Annotated in this window: 20 protein-coding genes; 19 read left to right on the forward strand and 1 reads right to left on the reverse strand. The window is 43.1% G+C overall.

The genetic code is table 11. The features are described 5' to 3' along the window. Nucleotides 1-567: 567 nt before the first annotated feature. The 7 genes from GT674_RS00055 (at nt 568) to GT674_RS00085 (ending at nt 9,847) form a co-directional block, all read left to right on the forward strand. Complete coding sequence (locus GT674_RS00055) at nt 568-2,187, forward strand: response regulator (RefSeq protein ID WP_161283791.1); 1,620 nt, start codon at nt 568-570, stop codon at nt 2,185-2,187. Then, on the forward strand, nt 2,184-3,968 hold the full coding sequence (locus GT674_RS00060) for a cache domain-containing sensor histidine kinase (protein ID WP_161283792.1): 1,785 nt from the start codon (nt 2,184-2,186) through the stop codon (nt 3,966-3,968). The genes GT674_RS00055 and GT674_RS00060 overlap by 4 nt, the downstream gene beginning before the upstream one ends. Then, nucleotides 3,968-4,960: a substrate-binding domain-containing protein gene (locus GT674_RS00065; RefSeq protein WP_161283793.1), complete on the forward strand. Its 993-nt coding sequence runs from the start codon at nt 3,968-3,970 to the stop codon at nt 4,958-4,960. The genes GT674_RS00060 and GT674_RS00065 overlap by 1 nt, the downstream gene beginning before the upstream one ends. Nucleotides 4,961-5,116: 156 nt before the next feature. Beyond that, entirely contained in the window at nt 5,117-6,094 is a 978-nt protein-coding gene (locus tag GT674_RS00070; RefSeq protein WP_161283794.1) for an ABC transporter permease, read from the forward strand. A 20-nt stretch (nt 6,095-6,114) separates the two neighbouring features. Continuing rightward, nucleotides 6,115-7,629 carry a sugar ABC transporter ATP-binding protein gene (locus GT674_RS00075; RefSeq protein WP_161283795.1) on the forward strand — a complete coding sequence of 505 codons (1,515 nt, stop codon included), beginning with the start codon at nt 6,115-6,117 and terminating at the stop codon, nt 7,627-7,629. Nucleotides 7,630-7,640: 11 nt separating this feature from the next. Continuing rightward, nucleotides 7,641-8,621, forward strand: coding sequence for an ABC transporter permease (locus tag GT674_RS00080; protein WP_161283796.1), 981 nt, complete (start codon nt 7,641-7,643; stop codon nt 8,619-8,621). A 110-nt stretch (nt 8,622-8,731) separates the two neighbouring features. Next, on the forward strand, nt 8,732-9,847 hold the full coding sequence (locus tag GT674_RS00085) for a substrate-binding domain-containing protein (RefSeq protein ID WP_161283797.1): 1,116 nt from the start codon (nt 8,732-8,734) through the stop codon (nt 9,845-9,847). Between the two features lie 131 nt (nt 9,848-9,978). On the opposite strand, the gene GT674_RS00090 is transcribed toward GT674_RS00085, so the two are convergent. Beyond that, nucleotides 9,979-10,845: a helix-turn-helix transcriptional regulator gene (locus GT674_RS00090; protein WP_161283798.1), complete on the reverse strand. Its 867-nt coding sequence runs from the start codon at nt 10,843-10,845 to the stop codon at nt 9,979-9,981. A 376-nt stretch (nt 10,846-11,221) separates the two neighbouring features. On the opposite strand from GT674_RS00090, the gene GT674_RS00095 reads away from it, so the two are divergent. The 12 genes from GT674_RS00095 to rhaB all read left to right on the forward strand — a co-directional run bounded on the left by GT674_RS00095 (nt 11,222) and on the right by rhaB (nt 25,666). Next, nucleotides 11,222-12,727 carry a sugar ABC transporter ATP-binding protein gene (locus GT674_RS00095; RefSeq protein ID WP_161283799.1) on the forward strand — a complete coding sequence of 502 codons (1,506 nt, stop codon included), beginning with the start codon at nt 11,222-11,224 and terminating at the stop codon, nt 12,725-12,727. Next, nucleotides 12,727-13,713, forward strand: a complete 987-nt coding sequence (locus tag GT674_RS00100) for an ABC transporter permease (protein WP_161283800.1) — start codon at nt 12,727-12,729, stop codon at nt 13,711-13,713. Before GT674_RS00095 ends, GT674_RS00100 begins: the two co-directional genes overlap by 1 nt. Beyond that, nucleotides 13,713-14,960 (forward strand): ABC transporter permease subunit, encoded by a 1,248-nt coding sequence (locus GT674_RS00105; protein WP_161283801.1) that lies wholly within the window; start codon nt 13,713-13,715, stop codon nt 14,958-14,960. Before GT674_RS00100 ends, GT674_RS00105 begins: the two co-directional genes overlap by 1 nt. 71 nt (nt 14,961-15,031) lie before the next feature. Next, the gene (locus GT674_RS00110; protein WP_161283802.1) at nt 15,032-16,174 is read left to right on the forward strand and encodes a substrate-binding domain-containing protein; all 1,143 of its coding nucleotides are present in this window, start codon (nt 15,032-15,034) and stop codon (nt 16,172-16,174) included. A 161-nt stretch (nt 16,175-16,335) separates the two neighbouring features. Next, nucleotides 16,336-17,277, forward strand: coding sequence for an ABC transporter ATP-binding protein (locus tag GT674_RS00115; protein WP_022214489.1), 942 nt, complete (start codon nt 16,336-16,338; stop codon nt 17,275-17,277). Beyond that, complete coding sequence (locus GT674_RS00120; protein WP_161283803.1) at nt 17,274-18,137, forward strand: ABC transporter permease; 864 nt, start codon at nt 17,274-17,276, stop codon at nt 18,135-18,137. Before GT674_RS00115 ends, GT674_RS00120 begins: the two co-directional genes overlap by 4 nt. A gap of 14 nt (nt 18,138-18,151) precedes the next feature. Continuing rightward, entirely contained in the window at nt 18,152-19,588 is a 1,437-nt protein-coding gene (locus tag GT674_RS00125) for a GldG family protein (RefSeq protein WP_161283804.1), read from the forward strand. Then, nucleotides 19,588-20,982 carry a DUF4340 domain-containing protein gene (locus tag GT674_RS00130; RefSeq protein WP_161283805.1) on the forward strand — a complete coding sequence of 465 codons (1,395 nt, stop codon included), beginning with the start codon at nt 19,588-19,590 and terminating at the stop codon, nt 20,980-20,982. Before GT674_RS00125 ends, GT674_RS00130 begins: the two co-directional genes overlap by 1 nt. Before the next feature lie 24 nt (nt 20,983-21,006). After that, entirely contained in the window at nt 21,007-22,521 is a 1,515-nt protein-coding gene (locus GT674_RS00135) for an FGGY-family carbohydrate kinase (protein ID WP_161283806.1), read from the forward strand. Between the two features lie 19 nt (nt 22,522-22,540). Next, complete coding sequence (locus GT674_RS00140; protein ID WP_161283807.1) at nt 22,541-23,386, forward strand: L-ribulose-5-phosphate 3-epimerase; 846 nt, start codon at nt 22,541-22,543, stop codon at nt 23,384-23,386. 19 nt (nt 23,387-23,405) lie between these two features. Next, complete coding sequence (locus GT674_RS00145) at nt 23,406-24,101, forward strand: L-ribulose-5-phosphate 4-epimerase (protein ID WP_022214484.1); 696 nt, start codon at nt 23,406-23,408, stop codon at nt 24,099-24,101. 161 nt (nt 24,102-24,262) lie between these two features. Beyond that, nucleotides 24,263-25,666 carry a rhamnulokinase gene (rhaB, locus tag GT674_RS00150; RefSeq protein WP_161283808.1) on the forward strand — a complete coding sequence of 468 codons (1,404 nt, stop codon included), beginning with the start codon at nt 24,263-24,265 and terminating at the stop codon, nt 25,664-25,666. Nucleotides 25,667-25,722: the final 56 nt, after the last annotated feature.

Below are 25,722 nucleotides of genomic sequence, written 5' to 3' on the forward strand. Positions count from 1 at the left end.
CCCCTCGCGCACCCCACCTGGCCACGCGGAAGAGGCTTGCGGCTCAATCTTGGTCTACGCGGGTGGAGATTTTTCATATTTTCACAGTCAGGTTGGAGTGAGAAGGTAACTGTTCACAGGTAATATCCCGCGAGGTGTTTTGCCATGAATATGGCAAAATCCCGAGACATACGGGGCAAAATGCCATCACCGAAGGTGATTTGGAATGCATTTTGACCAAGTTACTGCGAACGGAGTGAACAGTAACGTGAGAAGTTCCCCTGTCCAGTGACTCAGCGAGGCTTCCGAGATTTTGTGAGTGCTAGCTGTCCCTTCCGTTGTTCTGTCTGAGCGAAGCGAGTTAACAAAAGGAAGGGGCAAATAAGCGCACGAAAAAAATCCGGAAACGCAGCGTGTCACCAGACAGGGGAACCTCTCATATTCAGCATCCTGTAAAACATAAAAATCCTCTAATTTTTTTTAAAATCTTCTCTTTTTTTTGTACAAAAATCCCTTGATTCGTGTTAAAATAAAATACTGACAAAAAATAATCAAACTCGTAAAAATTATGATGGGGGAATTATATACATGTATCGAATACTGTTGGTAGATGACGAGATCCTCGTCAGGGACGCAATAAAAGAGAACATCGACTGGAAAAGTATTGACTGTGAATTGGTAGGAGACTGCGAGAATGGCAAACAGGCAGCAGAATTTGTGCAGGAACATCCTGTGGACATCGTACTGACAGATATTCTTATGCCATATATGGATGGCATGGAACTGAGCCATTTTCTGCATGACAACTACCCGGATATTGTGATCGTAGTGTTTAGTGGATTCGGAGAGTTTGAATATGCCAAGAAGGCAATCCAGTATGGAGTCAGCGAATATCTGCTCAAGCCTGTAACAGCACTGGAGCTTACTGGTGTGATTGAAAAAATGAAAGAAAAAGTAGATCAGCTCCGCAAAGAAAAAAAGAAAATGGAATCACTGACAAGAACATCCGAAAACTATCGAGAGAATGTACAGGTTATCCGTTCGAAGGCGATGGAAGCCCTGGTGAACTGCACCACAGATATCCAGAAAAGCCTGAACAGACTACAGAAGATGGGGATTACTCTTTCCGGCTGCGGATACCGTGTGGCGGTTTTTGATATCGATCTCTATTCCGGAATGTACCAGCTGGATGTGGAGAAGCGTCAGGAAAGTGCGTTGATGGCATTTGTACTTTTTAATATCACGGATGAGATCGTAAAGCGTGAAAAGACCGGTATTGCTTATCAGGAAGGAAATAATCGGGTTTGTGTTCTGTTTCAGACAAAATGGAGCCGCAATTTTGACGGGAAAATCAAGAGCATCTGTCATGAGATTCAGACAGAAATCAAGAAGGTCATGGGAACAGATGTCTCGATGGCAATCGGTAAATGGGTGAAAAATCTCGAAAACCTCAGTGCCTCTCATGATATGGCAGAGCAGGCGCTTCAGTACCGTTACCTTCAGGGAGGCAGCCTTCTGATCGATATGGAGGAAACATATCCTGTTCAGGAGATTGATCTCAGAGAATCACTGGATAAACTGAAAGAGTCACTGAAATCCGGAAAAACAGAAGAGATGGAAACGGAACTTCAGTTTATCGAAGAGCAGATCAAACAATCACTCGCAGATAAAAGTCGTGCATGTATGTATCTGCAGCAGGTGATCCGTGCTGCGGACATGGCGGCTGAGGAGGTTTCGGCAGATATATCAGAAATTCATGAGGATGGAGCAGAACTGCTCTGTCAGATAACAGAACAGAAATCCTTCAGTCAGGCATGTGAGATCGTGCGAAAATATATCCTGCGAGTATACGATGCCATGGCAGAGCTAAATACATCAAGTGGAGAGCGTCAGGCAAGAATGGCCCTGGATTATATCCAGAAAAATTATATGGATCCTAATCTCAGTCTTAATGACATCTGCTCATATCTGAATATCAGTACCAGTTATTTCAGTTCTATATTTAAAGAAATGACAGGAGAAACTTTTACAGAAGTCCTGATACGTACCCGAATGGAAAAGGCAAAGGAATTGTTGGAAAATACAACCCTGAAAAACTATGAGATTGCGGAGAAGGTCGGATTTGCAGATGCACATTACTTTGGAATTTCCTTCAAGAAGATGACCGGCTGTACACCGACAGAGTATGCAAGGGAGAATCGCAGATGAACAAAAAAGGACTTGCAACTGTGATCGTTGGGAAATTCAAGAGTATTCAGAGTGTTATTTTTTCGACGGTTGCATTTCTGGTTCTCATTGCAGTTGTGATCGTGACAGCAGTATCCATGCGTTTTACCAATACTTCTATTTTTGAGAATTCTTCGGAATATACGCATACGATCATCAAGCAGATGAACCAGAATATAGACTCCTATATAGATTACATGGAGAATATTGCCTATCTGATCTCCAGCAGTGAGGATGTTCAGGATTATCTTTTTGACGATGAGATCAATAATGAGGCGAGATACCGTATCCTGAATCAGTTTGAGACGATCCTGGACAGCCGGAGTGATATCCGAAATGTCGGAATTATCAGTAAAAGCGGCAGAATGCTGATCAATCATGGCAAGAAATCAGTAAACAGTGATCTGGATCTGAATACGCAGGAATGGTATACACAGGCACTGGACAGTCCGGAGGGACCGAAGCTCACATCCTCTCATGTGCAGCATATCATCAGTGGGGAACGTCCGTGGGTGATCACGCTGAGTCGTGGAATCCGTGACCGTGAGGGAAGCGGCGAGAAAGAGGGAGTCTTCTTTATCGATCTGAACTACAGTGCGATCAGCGGACTGTGTGATCAGAGTACAGTGGGAACCAAGGGATATGCATTTATCATGGATGCGAAGGGGAATATTGTCTATCATCCGCAGCAGCAGCAGCTCTACAATGAACTGCAGACAGAGAACATCGATCTGATCATGAAGACGGATGACGATACGGTTCTGACAGGAACAGGGAAAGACGGAAAGCTTTATTCTATCTCGCGTTCCGAAAAGACGGGCTGGACGGTTGTAGACTGTACCAGTGTCCGTGAACTTCTGAGCAAGAGCCATCAGGCACAGAGTGTTTATGTACTTACTGCTGTTCTTCTGGTGATCGTTGCACTTTTATTTTCCAGATTTATGGCGAGAAGCATCACACTTCCAATCCAGAAACTCCGTGATTCCATGAAAAAGGTTCAGGAGGGAGATTTCAGTGTTTCGGATGTTGTTGTGGATTCAGAGAATGAAATAGGAAGTCTTACGAAATCATTTGATGCAATGACCCACCGCATACAGGAACTGATGGAACAGAATGTCTACGAGCAGGAGCAGAAGCGCAAAAGTGAGCTCAAGGCACTGCAGTCACAGATCAACCCGCATTTTCTGTACAATACTCTGGATTCCATCATCTGGATGGCAGAGGGTAAGAAAAATGAGGAGGTTGTGCTGATGACGGCATCGCTTGCCCGCCTTCTGAGACAGAGTATCAGCAATGAGGATGAGGTGGTTCCAATCATAAATGAGGTGGAATATGCCAAAAGCTATCTTACGATCCAGAAAATGCGTTACAAAGACAAACTGGAATTTCAGATTGATGTAGATTCTTCTATATTATATATACCACTGATCAAGCTGGTTCTTCAGCCTGTTATTGAGAATGCAATCTATCATGGCCTGAAGTACAAAGAAAGCAAAGGACTTCTTATTGTAAAGGGCTTTATGAAGGATGGAAATGCGGTTCTTCAGGTAATTGATGACGGTGTGGGAATGGATGAGGAAACACTTGCACATATTTATGATAAGCACAAGGTGAACTATCATTCCAATGGGGTTGGCGTTTATAATGTACAGAAACGTCTCAAACTTTATTATGGGGATGATTATGGAATTACCTACGAGAGCAAAAAAGGCGAGGGAACAACGGCAACGATCACGATTCCTGGCAGTCAGGAGGCAATTTGATGACAAAACACAGAAAATGGCTGAGCATCTGCCTGGTGATCTGCCTGATCGGAGGACTGGGCGGAGGCATCTGGTATAGAAATAAGAAGATAGAAGAAAGGAAGCTTTCACTGATCTATATTCCGAAGGTAGTGGATGGTACGAATGATTTCTGGAAATCCGTGATCCTCGGTGCCAAAATGGCAGCAAAGGAATACAACGCAGAGATAAGCGTTCTTGCACCGTCCGAAGAAAACGATGTTAAGCGTCAGAATGAACTGCTGGAAGAAGCAATCCAAAGTGAACCGGATGCCATTCTTTTTTCACCTTCAAGCTTCACTGATTCAGATGAACTTCTCAAAAAGGCAAAAGATATGGGAATCAGGATCAGTTTTATTGATTCCTATACAAAAGAAGAAATCCAGGATCTGACGGTCTCTACAGATAATCTGGAGGCAGGAGAGAAACTGGGGAAATTTGCAGCCACCCTTCTTGGACCGGATGATCAGATTGCAATCGTGGCTCATGTGAAAGGCGTATCTACTGCAGTAGAGAGAGAAGAGGGATTTCGAAAAGGTCTGGGTGAACTGGCGGATAATATTGTGGATGTAGTTTACTGTGATTCACAGTATGAGAAGTCTCGCAAGCTTACTATTGAACTGATGCAGAAATATCCGGATCTCAAGATGATCGCGGGAATGAATGAGTATTCTTCGGTCGGTGCGGCCAGGGCAGTAAAGGCAGCAGGGGCAAAGGACAGTATCCAGGTTGTAGGTGTGGACAGTTCCCAGGAAGCAGTTCAGCTGATGGAAAATGGAGTTTTCAGGGGACTGGTCGTGCAGAAGGCCTTTAAGATGGGCTACATGGGTGTGAAAGAAACGGTTCTTATGCTGCGGGGCAAAAGCTATGAGAAGAATGTAAATTCCGGCTGCGAACTGGTAACACCGGACAATATGTACAACAGTGAGATTGAAAAACTGTTGTTTCCGTTTAATACGTTGAAATTTTCATGAATTAAATAATGAAATTATTATAAAAAAGGTTAAATATTTATGTACGAACCGTAAATATTTAACCTTTTTTTGGAAGATATTCCATTACAATTGTGCAGAATTCACGTTATTATATAGAAAACGCAGATATAAAAAACTTTTAAGGAGGGTGAAAAATTGGAAAAGCTTAAACAAAATCCAATCGTAAAAAAGCTCGGCTTGAACAGAATCCTGCTTGTCTGTATTCTTGTTCTTATGTTCGTGGTTTTTAAAGTAGTTCTGGGAAGTAAATTCCCTGTTGGTGACAGTATCAAGTCTACTTTAAACTATGTATACTTCCTGGGCTTTTTGTCACTGGGTGTTACATTTGTAATTGCAACTGGAGGAATTGATTTCTCTATCGGACCGGTAATGTTCTGTTGTGCACTGGTAGCAGGTTACTGCATGACATCTTATGGTCTTCCTTGTGCAGCAGCTATCGTGATCTGTATCCTGATCGGTCTTGCATTTGGTACCTTTAACGGATGGCTGGTTTCTTACCTGTCAGTTCCAGCATTCATCGTTTCCATGGCTTCCATGAACATTGCAAAAGGTATTGCTTCCGTATTTACAAAGACACAGTCCGTAAGCTGGCCGCTGGGAAGTGACCCGGTAAACGGATGGTTCCGTAATATTGTATCCTACAAGGGATTCCCGGTAGGCCTGGTGATTTTCCTTGGAATGGCAGTTGTATGTGGAATTGTTCTCTACAATACAAAACCTGGACGTTATATCCTCTGCCTTGGTTCCAACAAAGAAGCAGTTCGTCTTTCCGGTGTTAACACCAAGAAATGGAACATGCTTGCATACATGATCTGTGGTTTCCTGGTAGGAATCGCAGCACTGTTCTTCGTAGCTACATATACAACCGTTCAGCCTGGTTATGGTGATCAGTACAACAACGAAGCAATCGCAGGCTGTGTAATGGGTGGTACATCCATGGTTGGTGGACTTGCTTCCATCGGCGGTACTGTAATCGGTGTATTTATTATCTCTCTTCTGCAGCAGGGAATCATGGCATTTGGTCTTGGTAAAGGACAGCAGATGATTATTACAGGTATCATCGTAATCGTAGCTGTATATGCCGACGTTTCTGCAAGACGTAGAAAGAACTGATCGAAAGGGAGGATGAAACAATGGGTGACGTTATTTTAACAATGAAGGATATTGATAAGTCCTTTCCTGGTGTTCATGCCCTGGATCACGTTAACTTCGAAGTGAGACGCGGTGAAGTACATGCACTTATGGGAGAGAACGGTGCCGGTAAATCTACACTTATGAAAGTTCTTACCGGTATTTATCAGAAAGATTCCGGTTCTATTACATACAAAGGTCAGGAAATTGCTTTCCACAATACTCGTGAAGCACAGGATGCCGGTGTTGTAATCGTACATCAGGAATTGAACATGGTCGGAGACCTTACTGTCGCACAGAACATCTTCATCGGACGTGAGCCGAAGAAGGGATTCCGTGTAGACGACAAGAAGATGATTGAAGACTCCAGGAAATTATTCAAGGATCTGAATATCGAGATCGATCCGCGAGAGAAGATGAGCAACCTTACTGTTGGTAAACAGCAGATGTGCGAGATTGCAAAAGCAATTTCCCACAAAGCAGAGATCATCATCTTCGATGAGCCGTCAGCAGCTCTTACAGAGAAAGAAATCGCTGACCTGTTCGTAATTATTCGTGATCTTCGTGCGAAGAATTACGGTATTGTATATATCTCACACCGTATGGATGAGATCAAGATGATCACAGACCGTGTAACTGTTATGCGAGATGGTGGTTATGTAGGAACTCTGATCACAAAAGACAGTACAAAAGAAGATATCATCAACATGATGGTTGGTCGTGTTATCTATGAAGATCCTAAGGAACACAGCATGGTTGCACCGGATGCGCCGGTTGTTCTTAAGGTAGAGAACCTGAATGCAGGAAAGATGGTTCAGAATGTAAGCTTTGAACTTCATAAAGGTGAGATTCTTGGTTTCTCCGGACTGATGGGTGCAGGACGTACTGAGACAGCGAGAGCACTGTTTGGTGCAGACCCGAAACAGAGCGGCAAAATCTCTATTATGGACAAACAGAGCGGACAGCTTCGTGAAGTAACGATCAACACACCACAGGATGCTGTTAAATATGGTATCGGTTATCTGTCAGAGGACAGAAGAAGATACGGAGTTGTTGTTCAGAAATCCGTAAATGAAAATACCACACTGGCTACAATGGAAGATTTCACCAATGGACTCTTCATCAACAAAGCAAAAGAGAAATCAGTCAGTGAGAAATATATCAAAGAACTTGCTACCAAGACTCCGAGCGGAGATCAGCTGGTTGTAAACCTTTCCGGTGGTAACCAGCAGAAGGTCGTAATCGCGAAATGGCTTACCCGTGACAGTGATATCCTGATCTTCGATGAGCCGACCAGAGGTATCGACGTTGGTGCCAAGAACGAAATTTACAAGTTAATGAGTAAACTGGCAGCAGAAGGCAAATCCATCATCATGATCTCTTCTGAAATGACAGAAATTCTCCGTCTGAGTGACCGTATCATCGTTATGTGTGAAGGTAAAGTAACAGGAAATATCGATATTTCCGAAGCAACACAGGAACACATCATGGATAAGGCTACAAGGAATATTGATTAAGGAGGAAAGTCATGACTAAGAAGAAAAAAAGTATTATAAGTGATCAGAGATTTATTGTTTTGCTGGTTATTATCGCATTAAGTGCGGTATTCTCTATCATGAGTAAGGAGTTCAGACAGTATACAACACTCTTAAGTATGCTTGATTTCTCCTACTATGATCTTCTGATGGCAATTGGTGTTACATTCCCTCTTATTACTGGTGGTGTAGACCTGTCAATCGGAACCGGTATGGTGTGTTACGCACTGATCGCCGGAACAATGGTAAGAAGCCATGGATTGCCGGTAGCAGCGGCTATGCTGCTCTGCCTGGTACTTGGAATCGCTGTCGGAGCACTGAATGGTGTGCTTATTGGTGTAATGAACCTGCCGCCGTTCCTTGCAACTCTTTGTACATGTATGATTACCCGTGGTGCAGGCTCTCTCTGCAGTGCAACACCATGGCCGGGACTTACACAGGATGGTGGATGGTTCCACTCCATCTTTAAGCTTACAATAGGAACAGGAAGAAGTGCTTCTCGTTATCCGATCGGTTTCCTGTGGATGGTTCTTCTGGTTCTTCTGATGGAATTCGTTCTGAATCACACAAAATTCGGACGTTACACCATCGCAATCGGATCCAACAAAGAAGCAGCAGCTCTTTCAGGAATCAACGTTAAATTCTACCATGTAATGGTATACGTAGTATGTGGTCTGTTTACAGGACTTGCAGCTATCGCTTATGCAGCAGTAACACCTACAGTACAGCCTGGTACAGGTGCCGGACTTGAGATGGACGCGATCGGTGGTGTATTCGTCGGTGGTGTTGCAGCAACTGGTGGTTACGGTTCCGTAATCGGTACATTTGTCGGTATCTTTGTCATCATGCTTCTGAAGACTGGTCTTCCATATGTAGGACTTCAGGCAAACTGGCAGCAGATTATCACAGGTCTTGTCCTGATCGGTGCGGTTCTGATCGATATCGTAAAAGAAAAGAAAAAAGCAGCTATGTAACAGCAATTTGGGATATATATTTGGTTAAGGTATGAGGGGCGCCGGAACTTCCTTCCGGCGTATCATAAAATAAAAACTATATAATATATTATTTAAGGAGGAAATAAGTTATGAATTTCAAGAAAGTGGTAGCATTAAGCATCTGTGCAGCAATGGTAGCAGGAATGTCTATGTCAACAGTTATGGCAGCTGATCTCCCGGATCAGTTCAAAGATCTGAAAGCAAACGAAGCATATGAATTCCCGATGATGGTTAAATCTTTCCAGTCTACCTACTGGGATGCAGCTCAGGAAGGTATGAAGAAAGCTGCTGAAGAACTTGGTGTTACTTACACACCACAGGGACCGAACAGTGAGTCCGATATCGCTGACCAGGTTAACATGATCAACACAGCAATCGCTTCCAACCCGAAAGGAATCGGTATTGCAGCATGCGATACATCTTCTGTTCTGGATGCACTGCAGACATGTGCTGACAAAGGAATCCCGGTTGTAACATTTGATACAGGTATCGCAGATGCTCCGGAAGGATCTGTAGTATGTGAAGTCTGCACAGACAACGCACAGGCTGGTGCAGAAGCAGCAACTCATATGTACGATGCGATCAAAGACGTAGTAGCTAATGCAGACGGACAGGTTGTTATCGGTGAAGTTAACCAGGATGCTACAGCTCAGAACATTCAGCAGCGTGGCGGCGGATTTATCGACAAAATGATCGAACTTCTTCAGGCTGATGGCAAAACAGTAGCAGTTGCAGGAAACGAATTCTATGTAAACGCAGCAAAAGGCGCTGATGCAACAGAAGCAGACGCAGACGTTGTTATCCAGGTTGCAGTTCCGGCACAGACAACTGTAGAGCTTTGCTCCAATGAAGCACAGGCTATCCTTTCCAAAGAAAACTGCATCGCTATCTTCGGTTCCAACCAGACAGCCGCAGAAGGTGTTCTTGCAGCTAACGCAAACCTGAACGTTCTTGGATCTGACGCAGCAGCAGGCGACGTTATCGGTGTTGGTTTCGACGCTGGTTCTATCATCAAAGCAGCTGTTCAGGACGGAACATTCCTCGGAGCAGTTACACAGTCTCCTCTGATGATGGGATACTACGCAGTATACGCTCTTACAGCAGCAGCAAACGGACAGGAACTTGAAGATGTTCCTACAGATGGATACTGGTATGATTCCACAAACATGGATGACGAAGAGATCGCTCCAAACCTTTATGACTAATCTGAATACAGCTTTTGAAGCAGTGTTCTGAAGACATAAAAAGAAACCCCGGAAAATCCGGGGTTTCTTTTTTATGTCTTTTTTCTGTAAATCTGTCGGATTTTTCTGGGAAAAGTACCATGATGAAAGATTTAGTATAATTCCCTGTATTCCGAAGGTGTCATATGCTCCAGCTTCTCGAAGTTTCGCGTGTAGGTAAGTGCATTTTTGAATCCGACAGAGGTTGCAATCGCAGAAATGGAGAGTTTGGAGTAACTCAGAAGTTCCTTGGACTTATTAATACGGAATTCAGTGACATACTGGTGGATTGAGATTCCCATATGCTCCTTAAACAGCTTGCAGAAGTAATATTTTGAGAAACTGACGCTGTTGCAGACTGCATCGATACTCAGATCACTCTGATAATGCGTTTGGATATACTTAAGTGCTGTGTTTACGGCACTGTCCTGAACAGGAGTCTGTTTTTTGGCGTTCAGAATATTCTGGGAGAGAATGTACAGTTCCAGGTAGATCTGATGCACTACAGAACTGGCATGCATCTGTGCCGACATAGGGTCTGATTTATAGTCAATCTCAAGAATCTCAAGAAAAAGATCCAGCATATGGTGAAGCTTGTTGAAATGAAACGTACAGTCATGCCGTCTGATATAATTGTAAAACTGCTGTGCGTGTGATCCACCGATGATAAAATACAGGTATTCACGTTGTGTCTTTCCATAAGAAATAGGAAGAGAGAAGGTCAACGGTGTATTGCAGGCAGATACAATGATATCATGGGAATGAACAGGATGTTTCTCATCGTTTTTTTTGAACTTCATGGTACACAGGGAGTAGACGAATAAGTAGTCTGAATAATTGTTGCAGGCACCACGGATAAATTTACGGTCATTGCAGTATCCGACTTCCTTTATATAGAAGGGAAGGGCTGTGATCTGGACATCTGTTTTGGGGGTGACTGAAAAATAGTCATCAGGCATAATGTGTTTTGGCAGTCGCATAAAAACCTCCGCAAGAAATGATAGTCAGTTACTGTGCACGAAGGGACCCGTAACTGGTAATGCTTTTTATTATATCAATAATACAGAAGAAAAAAAAGTGTACAAAGAACCAAAATAAAGGAGAAAATTTATGTAAAAACTGTCATTGGCAATATAGATAAACAAAATCTGACAGGTACATGTAACTGATGTGAAGATTGTTAAAAGATAAGATGTTTTTTGTTGTAAAATATAAAAAAGTGCCAAAAACGTAATTTTTGATACCTGTAAAGCAATTTTATATATTGAAAAACTCTATGATTTGTATAAAATCAGATACATAAAGAACGCAACGCAGTTCAATCACAACGAAGGAAAGGGAGGAGTAAGACACAAAATGAGTGAGTATATCTTGGAACTGAAAGATGTAGTAAAAACATTTGGTGGAGTTAAAGCTCTGAATGGAGTTCACTTTCAGTTAAAAAGAGGCGAGATTCATGCTCTGATGGGAGAAAATGGAGCAGGTAAATCAACTTTCATTAAGGTCATTACCGGTGTACATCAGCCGGACAGCGGAATTATGCTGTTGGATGGTGAGCAGGTAACATTAAGAAACACTACAGACTCAGCAAAACTTGGAATTGCTGCTATTTATCAGCATGTAACAGCGTTCCCTGATCTGACTGTCACAGAGAATATTTTTATGGGACGGGAAATTAAGAATAAATTTGGCTTCTATGACTGGAAGACAATGAGACAGCGTGCGAAAGAACTGATTCAGCCTTTAAGTGCAGAGATCGATGTAAACAAACCGATGGGCAACTTATCTGTTGCAGAGCAGCAGCTGGTTGAGATCGCAAAGGCACTTTCCTGTGACGCAAGAATCCTGATCATGGATGAGCCGACAGCTTCTCTTACAAGAAATGAATGTCTTCAGTTATATCGTATCGCAAAGGATCTGAGAGACAAAGGCGTTTCTATTATCTTTATCACGCACAGATTTGAAGATATGTATGAGCTGGCTACTCGTGTTACCGTATTCCGTGATTCTACATATGTTGGTTCCTGGGATGTTGACAAGATCACAAATGCAGATCTTGTAAAGGCAATGGTTGGTCGTGAACTGAATTCCATGTATCCTGAGAAAACAGCCAAGATCGGTGATGTGGTACTTGAGGTTGATAATATCAGCAAAGAAGGATATTTCAAGAATATTTCCTTCAATGTACGTAAAGGTGAGATCCTTGCACTGACAGGTCTGGTAGGAGCAGGACGTACTGAGGTATGTCAGACAATTTATGGTATAATGCATCCGGACAGCGGTGAGATCCGTCTGGAAGGAAAGAAAGTAGATATCAAGAGTCCGATTGATGCTCTGAATCTTGGAATCGGACTTCTTCCGGAGAACAGACAGACACAGGGGCTTGTAAATGAACTTCCTATTTATCAGAATGTATCTTCCGCTTCCATGAAGCAGTTTGTAAAGAGCGGACAGATGGATGTAGATAAAGAAATGGAAAATGCGATTGTCCTGTGCAAGAAGATCCAATTGAAAGCAAACGATATTACAGCACCGCCGTCATCTCTGTCAGGTGGTAACCAGCAGAAAGTCGTTGTTGCCAAGATGCTGAGTTCCGATCAGAAGGTTCTGATCATGGACGAGCCTACAAAGGGTATCGACGTTGGTGCAAAATATTCTATTTATGAGATTATGAACAGTCTGGCATGCAAAGGATACGGAATCATTATGGTTTCCTCTGAAATGCCGGAGGTTCTTGGTGTTGCAGACAGAGTCGTTGTAATGAAGAGCGGCCGTGTGACAGGTGAGTTTGGCGATATGGAAACTGTAACCCAGGAAATGCTGCTTGAAGCATCTCTGAAAGAAAGAGAGGGGCATAAATAATGAAAAATTTATTAAAATCCAGAAATACCGGATTGATCGCAGTTCTGATCATTTTGCTGGTGATCGCCCGTTTCCTTACACCGGGTATGTTTACTGCCACATCTCTGGTAAGTATGCTTCAGAACAATACAATCTATGCACTCCTTGCGATTGCTGAGATGATGGTTATTCTTACTGGTGGTATTGATATTTCCATCGCTTCCCAGCTTGCATTTGTTGGTATTTCCTGTACCACTCTTGCATGCAGCCATCCGGGAATCCCTGGAATCGTATGGGTATTATTTGCAATTGTTCTCGGCGCACTCTGTGGTGCACTGAATGGTTTCCTGGTTGGATACCTTCACATGGTTCCGATGATCTGTACTCTGGGTACGATGTACATCTTCCGTGGTCTTGCGTTTGTTGTTTCAGGCGGACAGTGGTGGTTCGCTGCACAGTACGAAGAACTGAACGGATACCGTACGTTTGCGATCGGACAATTCTTAGGACTGCCGATCATCCTCTGGATCACGATCATTTTGCTGGTTGTAGCAGGACTGTTCCTTGGATATACTTCCGCAGGAAGAAGAATCTATGCAATTGGTACATCTCGTGAATCTGCAGCAGTTGCAGGTATCAAAGAACCAAAGGTAACATTTTATTCTTTCGTGATCTGTGGTGCAGTGACAGGTCTGGCAGGTATGCTTTATACTGCAAACTATGCAATTGGTTATTATGGAATGGCAGACGGTTTTGAAATGACTGCGATCGCAATCTGCGTTCTCGGTGGAGTATCTATCACCGGTGGTAAAGGACGTATGGATGGTGTGGCAATCGGTGCACTTATCATGTCTGTGATTACATATTTCATTAGTATGATTCCTGGTATGAGTGTATGGCAGAAATCACTCCAGGGCGGAATTATCATTGTTGCCGTTGCAATTAACTACTTTACCGAGCAGTCCGCTAAGAGACAGGCTCTCAAAGAAAGGAGTGCGTTGATCTAATGCCAGGAAGTAATTACGACAGAGACCTCAGTGTCAAGGAAGGATTTGTATTAAAGAAATTCCTTGTCAAATGGGAAATGATTCTTGTATATATCATGGTTTTAATTAATGTACTGTTGGCGGTTATAAAACCGGATCTTTATTTTACCCACGGTACAGTTCAGTCAATGATCAATGCAGGTCTGGATGTTTCTCCGCTTGTACTTGGTATGGTATTCATCCTTCTGCTGGGTGACATTGACGTATCAGTAGCAGCACAGATGATCCTGGGTGGAATGGTAACAGGACTTCTGATGGATAAAGGACTTCCGTCATTCATCTGTGTTATCGTCGGAATCATTGTTTGTATGCTCTGTGGAGCATTCAATGGATTCTGTGTTGCTTTCCTTGAAATGCCGGCGGTTATCACTACAATTTCTACATCCATGTTATTCAGAGGTATTGTGGAAATCGTTCTGGGTGAGAATTCTCTGAAGAATTTCCCGAAGTGGTACAACAAGATCGGATGGATGAACATTGGTGGAATCATTCCGCTGAGTATGGTGCTTTTCCTTATCATGGGTGCTATCTTCATTTTTGTTCTTCACAAGTCACCATTTGGACGTAAAGTTTACATTGTTGGTAACAACCCGACATGTGCAAATTATTCAGGTATCAGTGTTAAGAAAGTCAAAATGCAGGTATTTATCCTCATGGGATTCATGGCAGGTATCGGTTCTATCTTCTTTATCGGACGTATGGGTGGAGGTCTTTCCTCTTCCATGGGTACAGGATATGAAATGACAGCGATCGCCTGTGCGGTATTAGGTGGTGTTTCTACCAATGGTGGTAAAGGTAAAATGTGGGGACCTATCATTGCAACCTTTATCATGGCTTTCCTTACATATGCACTGGGACTTATGGGTATCGACCCGAACACAAAGAAAATCGTTATCGGTGTTATCCTTATCGTAACGATCCTGATCTCCACGATCAACAAACAGATGATCAAAGATATCAAACTGAGACTGTTCTATCATAACAATAAGAACATTGAAGCAATCAATGACAGAACAGCAGCTGCTGTTAAAGATATGAAGAAACAGATCAAAGAACTTGAAAAAGGCAATGCATCTGACAAGGCAGCTCAGATCGAGAAACTCAATAAGAAGATCGAAGCAGCTCAGAAAGAATGTAAAGAGAAATCTGCTCAGTGGTGGGCAGAACAGCAGGAAAACGCAAAGAAAGCAAAAGAGCGTTTCAAATAATCTTAGCTGTCTGAACTACGAAATATAAACACAAAGATGTTTATATATATAAAAAAAGGAGGAAGTGTTTCATGAAGAAAAATCTCAAAAAGGCAATGGCTATGGGCCTTGCAACAACAATGGCGTTGGCAGCTCCGGCAGCAGTTTCAGCAGCTGGTAACACATCAGATGTATCTGGTTCCCACGTATTTATGTTCAAATCCGTAGGTAACGCATTTGGTGTTATCATGTATGAAGGTTTCTCATCTTATATGGAGCAGGTTGGGGAAAACTGCACAGAGAAATCACCGGCTGAGACAACTGTAGCAGCTCAGGTACAGCTCATTGACGAAGCAATTACTCAGGGATGCAAATCCATCTCCATTTCTACAAATGGTGACACAGGATTTGATGAAGTATTTGCAAAAGCTCAGGAAAAGGGTGTTCCGATCGTATCCGTTGACTCTTCTGCATCTGCTGATTATCGTGTAACTCACAACAATCAGGCATCCACAGAAGATATCGGAGCTATGCAGGTTCGTGCAGCAGTTCTTCAGGTTCTTGGCGTAGCTTATGATCCGGAAGACGTAACAATGGAAAAAACTGTAGAGGCAGCTCTTGCTGATTATGACGGAGATGAAATCAGACTTGGTGTTCTTTCCGCTGGTATCGATACACCTGTACAGAATGGATGGATCGCAGTTATGGAGCAGGAACTTCAGAAAGACATCTACAAAGGCAAAGTAAGCCCAGAACTCAACAAGAAATATGGTGATGACGAAGCAACAAAATCTACTACACAGGCTCAGGCATTCCTGGCTGAAAACAATGTAGATGCAATCATCTCCCCAACAACAGTTGGTATCGCAGCAGCAGGTGAAGTTCTTACACAGGCTAAATCTGATATCAAACTGACAGGTCTTGGACTTCCTTCAGAAATGAAGAACTATATGCCGGCTACAGCAGATGATGATGAGTTCTCATTTGTTTGCCCATACATGATGCTGTGGGATGTATCTCATCTTGGAGCTTCTACAGCAGCTATCCAGATGGCAGTTCAGAACGATGGATTCGACGGATCCGCAGGATCAACTGTTGATATGGAAGCTTGGGGCGAATATGAAGCTGAGACATTCACCGCTGAAGACAATGGCGATGGTGGCACAGGCGTTCTCACAGGTCAGCCTTATGTATTCTACAAAGACAACATGGCAGAGTGGGTTGACAAACTTTAATCTGTATTGCAGTTCTGTTTAAATAAATTAGAAATGCGATAACGAAGGCGTTCGCCCGCGGGCGGACGCCTTTTCTTTCATACATATCAGGGACAACAGTGGCATATTTTCTGATAATGTATTATAATTGGGGAAGAGTTTGATCAACAGGAGGGAATATCTTGATTGAAGTTAGAAATCTTACAAAGAAATACGGAGATCATTTTGCCGTACAGGACATCAGTTTTTCACTTGAAAAAGGAAAAATCTATGGACTGTTAGGACCAAATGGTGCCGGAAAATCAACTACAATGAATATAATGACCGGCTACATTGCCGCGACATCAGGGGAAGTCATTATTGAAGGACATGATATTTTTAAAGAGGCAGAAGAGGCCAAGAAGCATATTGGATATCTTCCGGAAATTCCCCCGTTGTATATGGACATGACAGTCTGGGAGTATCTGTTCACAGTGGCAGATCTCAAAGGCGTGCCGAAATCAGAACGAAAGTCCATGATAGGAGATGTCATGGAAAAAGTGATGATCACCAATATGAAGGATCGGCTGATCAAAAATCTTTCCAAAGGATATAAGCAGAGAGTCGGAATTGCACAGACACTGATTGGAAATCCGGATATCATTATTCTTGATGAGCCTACCGTCGGACTGGATCCGAAGCAGATCATAGAGATCCGCACACTGATAAAGCAGCTGGGAGAAGATCACACCGTTCTGATAAGCTCGCATATTCTTTCTGAGATTGGGGCAGTGTGTGACCATGTAGTTATTATCAACAAGGGACATCTGGTAGTGAGTGACAGTACAGAAAATCTGGAAAAACTGTTTAAGGGACAGGATATCCTGTGTCTGAGTGCACAGGGAGAACTGGAGAAGATCCAGAATATCCTGCGTGAATTCCCGGCACTCAGTATCGCTGATATGAAAGAAGCAGAAGAAGCTGAGACATACAGGTTCCAGCTGAAAGTACAGGATCAGGCGGATTACAGAAAACAGTTATTCTTCCGTTTTGCAGAGGCAGGAATCCCGCTTCTTGAGATCAGCAGGGCAGGAATGTCGCTGGAAGACATCTTTCTTGAAATTACTGAGGAGGGAAGAGCATGATCGCTGTATGTAGAAAAGAATTAAGAAGTTATCGGATCTCAATGATCGGATATGTGTTTGTTGCATTTATGCTGGCAGTCGTAAGCCTGTATTTTGCATATCAGAATCTGAATCTTGCTTCGCCAAGATTTGAACTGGTACTCCAGAATGTTCAGTTTATTTTTCTGGTATTTGTTCCAATCCTGACAATGCGTGTTCTGGCAGAGGAGAAAAAACAGAAAACAGATCAGTTATTACTTACATTGCCAATGACAGTAAAAGACATTGTGATCGGTAAATATCTGGCAGTTGTAGTTCTGTTTACCATTCCGATGCTGATCATCTGTATTTATCCTCTGATCCTTACTATGTTTGGAACAGTAAACCTTCCGGCAGCATATTTTTCAATCCTTGGATTCTATCTCCTCGGATGTGCCAATATTGCAATCGGAGTATTTTTCTCATCGGTCACAGAAAACCCGGTGATCTCAGCGGTTATGACATTCGGAACTCTGCTGGTCTGCTATCTGATGAATACGATCGGCAAAATGGTTCCCAATACTGCAATCGCATCTGTGAGTGCATTTACGGTAGTGATCGTTCTTGTGATGGCCCTGGTCTATAATATGATCGGAAATCTCAAGGTCGTGATCGGAGCAGGCGTGCTTCTGGAGGTGGCACTCCAGGTGGTTTATTTTGCAAAAGTATCTCTTCTTGAAGGAAGCTTCCGCAAGGTTCTGTCTGTATTTTATATGAATGGAAGGCTGACAAATTTCTTTGACGGTATTCTGGATATATCCGCGATCGTGTACTATGTATCTGTTATTGTTTTCTTTTTGTTCCTGACAGTTCAGACGATTGCAAAAAGACGCTGGAACTAGGAGGTAGGGACGACATGAAGAATAAAGACAACAAACAGAACAGCAAAATTCTGATAAACGGTTCTTACAGTATTTTGCTTACCGTACTGCTTCTGGCAGGACTGATCATAATGAATCTGATCGTGAATCATCTTCCGGTCAAAGTAACCCAGTTTGATTTCAGCAACGCAAAACTGTATACACTGACCGATACTACGACAGGAATACTCAAAAATCTGGATCAGGATGTGGAGCTTTATTATATCTGTGAAGGCGGAAAAGAAGACGACACGATCCAGAAGCTTCTGGACCGTTATGAGTCTGCATCCTCCCACATTAAGGTAGAGCAGATCGATCCGGCACTGTATCCGGGATTTACTTCCAAATATACCCAGGAAGATGTTGCAAATAACAGTGTGATCGCAGTCAGCGGTGATGTGAGTAAAGTAGTGAATGCGGATTCCATGTATGTGGAGAGCATGAACTATAATACTTACAGTTATGTAAAGACCGGATTTGACGGTGAGGGAATGATAACAAGTGCTGTAGATTATGTGACAGCCAAAGACATCCCGAATCTGTATATCTTAAGCGGAAATGGAGAGACAGCACTTGGAAGTGCATTTGGAGATGTGATCTCCAAGGATAATGTAAATCCACTGACGCTGAATTTGATGACCACAGATAAGGTTCCGGATGATGCAGATGCAATTCTTATCAATACGCCGACAGTAGATTATTCTGAGGAAGAAGCACAGAAGATCATTGACTATCTGGAAGACGGAGGTAAAGCGATCATCTTCTCAAATTATACCGTAGAGGATATGCCGAATTTTGACTCCATCCTCGCAAATTATGGAGTTGAAAGAGAAAAAGGAATCATCCTGGAAGGCGACTCTGATAAATATATGTCTTATCAGTATTGTCTGGTTCCGGATATCAGTTATTCGGCAATTACCGAAAATGTATATGGCAATGGTTCTGTTCTGGCACCGATGAGCCAGGGAATCCTTACTTCGGATTCACACAGAGATTCCATCACCTATCAGCCGCTTCTGACGACTTCTGATGCATCCTACAGCAAAGAAGATGTGGAAAACATGACAACCTCTGAGAAGGAAAAGGGAGATAAGAGCGGTCCGTTTACGATCGGTATGCTGATCCAGGAAGATACGAACAACGATGATGAGGCTGATACGGAGATCGTCTATTACAGTACAGGATATTTGCTGGAATCCAATTATAATCAGGCTGTATCCGGAAGCAATGCACAGCTTCTCGGCGGAACTGTAAATTACCTTTGCAATGGAGAAAAAACTTCAGCGGCAGTACAGACCAAGAGCCTTCAGGTCAAATATCTGACACTGACAGACCGGGCAGCAAATATATGGACAGCGATCTGTGTATTTACACTTCCACTTCTGTTTATTATTGCAGGACTGGCAGTCTGGGCATCAAGGAGAAAACGCTGATGGATGGAAAAAAAATAAAAAAACTGGTCATTGCACTGATCCTGGTCATCCTTGCAGGACTGGCCTATCTGTTTCTTCTGCGTTACTCAGATAAACAAAAAGAGGCAGAGAGCCAGAAAGAGCAGGAAGAGGCTGCGGCATCTGTTGTGTTTGAGACAGACACGGATGAAGTGAGCAGTATTTCTTTCAGCGGTGACGACGGGATACTGACCTTTGAAAAAAAGAATGACACCTGGATCTGTCCGGATGACTCTGTATTTCAGATGAATGAAAATAAGATCCAGAAGCTGCTTGCAGATATTTCTTCTGTGAGCTGTACCAGAGAGCTGGACGCAAGGGGGGATCTGGCGCAGTTCGGACTGGAAGAACCGGCAAATACGATTCAGATATCACTTTCTGACGGAACAGAGAAGGATTTGTATATCGGAGATAAGAATACGTCCACGCATGAACTGTACTTCCAGACAGAAGAAAAATCAGATAAGGTTTATATGACAAAAACTGCTTTTGACTCGGATTTCGCAGGTAAGCTGCAGGATTTTGCAGCCTATACGGACTTCCCGAAGGTAAAACCGGAAACGATGACAGAGTTTGATGTGGACAAGGAAGAAGATTCTTATGTTCTTATCATGACGGGGGATGACCAGTGTACGGTGGAGGATGAAGAGGGAGAAAGCCAGCTTGCAAACCTGAATCTGGTCGGCATGGTCCAGGATAATGTGTCCAATATTATCTGGTATCAGGATCTTGAATACAATTGTTCCGATTATGTAAAATATGGATTGGACGATCCGCAGATGGTACTCACCGTAAAATACAAAGACGGAGAAGAAGCAAAAGAGTTTGAACTCTCCGTAGGCGATGAGGATGAAAATGGCAACTATTATGCAAGGCTGAATGAACTTCCGGAGATTCATACGATTCGTGGAGAGTATCTGACAGACCTTCTGAAATCCAGTGCGGCTTCTTACTGGAGTCTGACATACAGCTTTGTTTCGATTGGGGATCTTGATAAACTTGAAGTTACAAGAGATGGTGCAACGCATGTGCTCAGAAAAGAAACACAGACGACAAAGGGTGGTCTGGAGTCAGTAAAATGGCTTGTAGATGAGCAGGAAGTGGATGAAAAATTATTTACAGATTTCTACTATGCATGTGTCAGTGTGACCGCCCAGGAACGTCTGGAGAGCGTGCCGGAAGAAACCGGGGATGAGGCTTTGAAGCTTGTATATACACTGACGGATGGTTCAAAGAAAGAAATTACATATTATGAAGAAGACCAGAATTTCTACACGGTCATCTATGAGGATGGCACAAAGGCAGCACATACAAATAAACTGTATGTAAAGACGATGACAGAGAAACTGGACAGACTTATGGAAACACTAAAATAAAAAAATACAAAGAGGAGGTATGGCATGAAATACTTAATGGGGATTGACAATGGGGGTACTTTTTCAAAGGCAGCGCTCTTTGATGAAGACGGAAAGCAGATTTCTGTGGCCAGTGTACCGACTGTGACGATTACTCCGAAGCCAGGTTATACAGAAAGGGATATGGATGAACTCTGGGAGGTAAATGCACAGGCTGTACGTAATGCGATCGAGAAGAGTAATATCGATCCAAAGGACATTGCAGGGGTTTCTTTCTCAGGACATGGAAAAGGTCTGTACATGGTAGGCTATGATGGAAAGCCTTCCTATAACGGAATCATTTCTACGGATACAAGAGCCTGGGCACAGGTCAAAAGATGGCATGAGGATGGCACTGACAAAAAGGTTTATGAGAAAACTCTGCAGGACATTCTGGCAGTACAGCCGGTAAGCATCCTGGCATGGTTCAAAGAAAATATGCCGGAAGTCATTGAGAGAACACAGTATATCTTTGCAGTAAAAGATTATATCCGTTACATGCTGACAGGAGAGGCATACAGTGAATACACAGACTGTTCCGGATCAAATCTTGTCAATATGATCACACACGAACATGACCGTGAACTGATGAAGCTTTTTGATCTGGAAGAATGCTACGACAAGCTTCCACCGCTTCGCAACGCAGCCGATATCTGTGGACATGTGACAAAAGAAGCGAGTGAGAAGACCGGTCTTCCGGAGGGAATCCCGGTAGCTGCAGGTATGTTTGATATCAACGCATGCGGAATCGCATCCGGACTTTCTGATGAAGAACAGATGTGTATGGTGGCCGGAACCTGGAGTATCAACGAGTATATTTCGAAAGAACCTGTGACAAACGGCACAGTTGCACTGAATTCTCTGTTCTGTATGCCGGGATATTATCTGATCGAGGAGAGCAGCCCGACATCTGCCGGAAATATGGAGTGGTTCATCCGCAATCTTATGAGTTATGAAAAAGCAGAAGCGAAAGAAAACGGAGGCTCCGTATACGATATCACCAATGAGTGGGTAGCTTCTATCGAGCCGCAGGACAACAATATCATCTTCCTTCCATTCCTGAACGGCTCCAATGAAGATCCACTGGCAAAGGGAACCTTTGTAGGCCTGACTGCTTACCATAATAAGAAACATATGCTTCGTGCAGTTTATGAGGGAATTGTTTTCTCCCATGTGACCCATGTCAACAAACTGCTGAGAAACCGTGAACGTCCGAAGAGTGTACGACTTTCCGGAGGCGCTGCAAATTCAGATGTATGGGTACAGATTTTTGCAGACGCGCTTCAGCTTCCGATCGATGTGATCGAGGATAAGGAACTCGGTGCACAGGGTGCAGCGATGGCAGCCGGCATTGCAGCGGGAATTTACAAAGATTATCAGGATGCAATGAGACGTACAGTGAAGATCACCAAGACAATACAGCCAAGACCGGAATATGCAGATATCTACAAAGAAAAATATGCGGCATACCGTGCGGTGATCGACGGACTGAATGGTGCGTGGAAGTATTTCAGAAACTAGGAAAAGGAGAAACCACAGAATGAGTAAGGCATATGAGCTTGGACTGTATGAAAAGGCAATGCCGGGTACGCTGACATGGAAAGAACGACTGGAGGCGGCAAAGGCAGCAGGCTATGATTATGTTGAAATCAGTATTGATGCAACAGAAGAAAAAATCGCCCGGCTGGATATGGACAGAGAATCACGCCTGGAACTTGTAAAAACCATGTATGAGACCGGAATTCCGATCCGGACAATGTGTGTCAGTGCACTTACCAAATATGCGATCGGAAGCAGTGATGAAGCATGCTGTGCAAGAGGAATGGCGATTCTGGAAAAATCACTTCAGCTGGCAGATGATCTTGGAATCCGTGTTGTGATGATTCCGGGATATGATGTTTATTATGAAGAATCAACACTGGATACAAAACACAGATTTCTTGAAAATCTGAGAAAGGCTGCAAGACTGGCAGAAAAGACCGGCGTGCTCATCGGACTTGAGACGATGGAAAATGAATTTATGAATACGGTTGAGAAAGCCATGAAATATGTAACACTGTGTGGCTCCAATTATCTTAAAGTCTATCCGGATATCGGAAATCTCACTAATGCAGCGGTTCTTTACAAGTCAGATGTACTGGAGGATATGGAACTGGGCAGAGGAAATCTGACTTCTCTTCATCTTAAGGAGACTGTCCCTGGAAAATTCAGAGAAATTCCGTATGGAACCGGACATGTGGATTTTGAGGCGGCAATAAAGAAGGCCTGGGATCTGGGAGTACGCAGATTTGTGACGGAATTCTGGTACACAGGAAATCCGGAATGGAAAAAAGATCTTAATGATGCAGTAAAAATGATGTGTCCGATACTGGATGTTCAGAAATAAAATTCAGGAGGAAAGAACAATGTTAGAAAAATTAAAAGAAGAAGTTTACAAAGCAAATATGGACCTGCCGAAATATGGGCTGGTGACATTCACCTGGGGAAATGTCAGTGGCATCGACCGTGAGAAAGGACTTTTTGTAATTAAACCAAGCGGTGTGGATTACGATAAGCTCAAACCAGAAGATATGGTTGTTGTTGACCTTCAGGGAAACAAAGTAGAAGGCGAATACAATCCGTCCTCTGACACCGCAACACATGTTGTGCTGTACAATGCATTCCCGAACATCGGTGGAATCGTACATACACATTCTTCCTGGGCAACAAGCTGGGCACAGGCAGGAAGAGGCATTCCGTGCTATGGAACCACACATGCAGACTACATCTATGGAGAAGTACCTTGTGTGCGAAACCTCACAAAAGAAGAAATCGACGAGGCATATGAGAAAAATACAGGAGTGCTGATCGCTGATTACTTTAAGGACAAAGATTACGAGGCAGTTCCTGCAGTACTCTGCAAAAACCACGGACCATTCACCTGGGGCAAAGATGCTCATGAGGCAGTACATAATGCAGTTGTACTTGAGGAAGTTGCCAAAATGGCATCTCGCTGTGAACTTATCAATCCGCAGGTAAAACCGGCACCACAGGAACTTCAGGATAAACATTATTACAGAAAACACGGTGCAAACGCTTATTACGGACAGATTGTAAAATAACAATTGCAAATAAAGACACTTTTTTAAACAAACAAGGTTCTTCACACTTGAAGAACCTTGTTGTATTATGTTATTATTAAGAAGAAAACGAGAAGGAATATACAGCAGTTTGCACAAAGAAATTTGCTGTATAAAAGAAAAACATTTAGGAGGTTTTTACAATGACTAAGTATTACGCAGCAGTAGACATGGGAGCATCCAGTGGACGTCTGATCCTTGGACACATGGAGAATGGCAGAATGGAGCTCGAGGAGATTCATCGTTTTGAGAATGGTATGGTAAAGAAGGATGGAGAACTCTGCTGGGAATTTGACCGTATTTTTAAAGAAATCGTTGCAGGTCTTAAGAAATGTAAAGAGATCGGCAAGATTCCGGTAAGCATGGGCGTTGATACCTGGGGTGTTGACTTCGTTCTTCTTGATAAAGATGACAAGGTACTTGGTAACACAGTCGGATATCGCGACCATCGTACAGAGGGAATGGATGAAGAAGTTTACAAGATCATTCCATTTGAAGAACTGTATGCAAGAACAGGTATCCAGAAAGCTATTTACAATACGATATATCAGCTGATGGCAGTTAAGACAAAACATCCGGAATATCTGGAGCAGGCAGAGACTCTTCTTCATGTGCCGGATTACTTCCACTTCCTTCTGACAGGACAGAAGACCTGTGAGTATACAGAGGCTACAACAGGCCAGATGGTAAATGCACAGACAAAAGACTGGGATTATGAGATCATTGACAAACTGGGATATCCGAGAAGAATTTTCCAGAAACTGATCATGCCTGGCACAAGTGTAGGACATCTGACAGAAGAACTTCAGAAAGAAGTCGGCTTTGACGTAGAAGTTGTCGCACCGGCAACACATGATACAGGATCTGCAGTCCTTGCAGTACCGGCAAACGATGATGACTTTATCTATATCAGTTCCGGAACATGGTCCCTGATGGGAATCGAAAGAAAGACTCCGGACTGTTCACCAAAGAGCTGCGAACTGAACTTCACAAATGAAGGCGGTTATGAAGGACGCTTCCGTTATATCAAGAACATCATGGGACTGTGGATGATCCAGTCAGTTCGTCATGAAGTAAATGATAAATACAGTTTTGCAGAAATCTGTGCTATGGCAGAAGAAGCAAAGGATTTCCCATCCAGAGTAGATGCAAATGATGAGTGCTTCCTTTCCCCGGAAAACATGACAGAAGAAGTAAAGGATTACTGCCGCAGAACCGGACAGCAGGTTCCGGAGACAATGGGCGAGATCGCAACTGTTATCTATACCAGTCTTGCTGAGTGCTATGCAAAAGCAGCAAAAGAACTGGAAGAACTTACAGGAAGAACTTACAGCCGTATCCATGTAGTTGGCGGTGGTTCCAATGCGGGATATCTGAATGAACTTACAGCAAAGGCAACAGGTAAAGAAGTTCATGCAGGTCCTGGAGAAGCAACTGCGATTGGAAATATCACTGCACAGATGATCAAGGAAGGCGAATTTAAATCTGTTGAAGAGGCTCGTACAACCATTCATGAGTCTTTCGGAATCAAGATTTTCAAAGCCTGAGAGATCATAGCTGGAGGCTTTTTACCCAATCATCCTGTTATTGAGCTATATGCACC

Origin of the sequence: Blautia sp. BIOML-A1 (genome assembly GCF_009883055.1) — a bacterium.
Classification (GTDB): domain Bacteria; phylum Bacillota; class Clostridia; order Lachnospirales; family Lachnospiraceae; genus Blautia_A.

Excerpts from the sequence above, each read along its gene's own strand:
- GT674_RS00055 (WP_161283791.1), top strand. The coding sequence starts at position 568 with ATGTATCGAATACTGTTGGTAGATGACGAGATCCTCGTCAGGGACGCA.
- GT674_RS00060 (WP_161283792.1), top strand. The coding sequence starts at position 2,184 with ATGAACAAAAAAGGACTTGCAACTGTGATCGTTGGGAAATTCAAGAGT.
- GT674_RS00065 (WP_161283793.1), top strand. The coding sequence starts at position 3,968 with ATGACAAAACACAGAAAATGGCTGAGCATCTGCCTGGTGATCTGCCTG.
- GT674_RS00075 (WP_161283795.1), top strand. The coding sequence starts at position 6,115 with ATGGGTGACGTTATTTTAACAATGAAGGATATTGATAAGTCCTTTCCT.
- GT674_RS00080 (WP_161283796.1), top strand. The coding sequence starts at position 7,641 with ATGACTAAGAAGAAAAAAAGTATTATAAGTGATCAGAGATTTATTGTT.
- GT674_RS00085 (WP_161283797.1), top strand. The coding sequence starts at position 8,732 with ATGAATTTCAAGAAAGTGGTAGCATTAAGCATCTGTGCAGCAATGGTA.
- GT674_RS00090 (WP_161283798.1), bottom strand. The coding sequence starts at position 10,845 with ATGCGACTGCCAAAACACATTATGCCTGATGACTATTTTTCAGTCACC.
- GT674_RS00095 (WP_161283799.1), top strand. The coding sequence starts at position 11,222 with ATGAGTGAGTATATCTTGGAACTGAAAGATGTAGTAAAAACATTTGGT.
- GT674_RS00100 (WP_161283800.1), top strand. The coding sequence starts at position 12,727 with ATGAAAAATTTATTAAAATCCAGAAATACCGGATTGATCGCAGTTCTG.
- GT674_RS00105 (WP_161283801.1), top strand. The coding sequence starts at position 13,713 with ATGCCAGGAAGTAATTACGACAGAGACCTCAGTGTCAAGGAAGGATTT.
- GT674_RS00110 (WP_161283802.1), top strand. The coding sequence starts at position 15,032 with ATGAAGAAAAATCTCAAAAAGGCAATGGCTATGGGCCTTGCAACAACA.
- GT674_RS00120 (WP_161283803.1), top strand. The coding sequence starts at position 17,274 with ATGATCGCTGTATGTAGAAAAGAATTAAGAAGTTATCGGATCTCAATG.
- GT674_RS00125 (WP_161283804.1), top strand. The coding sequence starts at position 18,152 with ATGAAGAATAAAGACAACAAACAGAACAGCAAAATTCTGATAAACGGT.
- GT674_RS00130 (WP_161283805.1), top strand. The coding sequence starts at position 19,588 with ATGGATGGAAAAAAAATAAAAAAACTGGTCATTGCACTGATCCTGGTC.
- GT674_RS00135 (WP_161283806.1), top strand. The coding sequence starts at position 21,007 with ATGAAATACTTAATGGGGATTGACAATGGGGGTACTTTTTCAAAGGCA.
- GT674_RS00140 (WP_161283807.1), top strand. The coding sequence starts at position 22,541 with ATGAGTAAGGCATATGAGCTTGGACTGTATGAAAAGGCAATGCCGGGT.
- GT674_RS00145 (WP_022214484.1), top strand. The coding sequence starts at position 23,406 with ATGTTAGAAAAATTAAAAGAAGAAGTTTACAAAGCAAATATGGACCTG.
- rhaB (WP_161283808.1), top strand. The coding sequence starts at position 24,263 with ATGACTAAGTATTACGCAGCAGTAGACATGGGAGCATCCAGTGGACGT.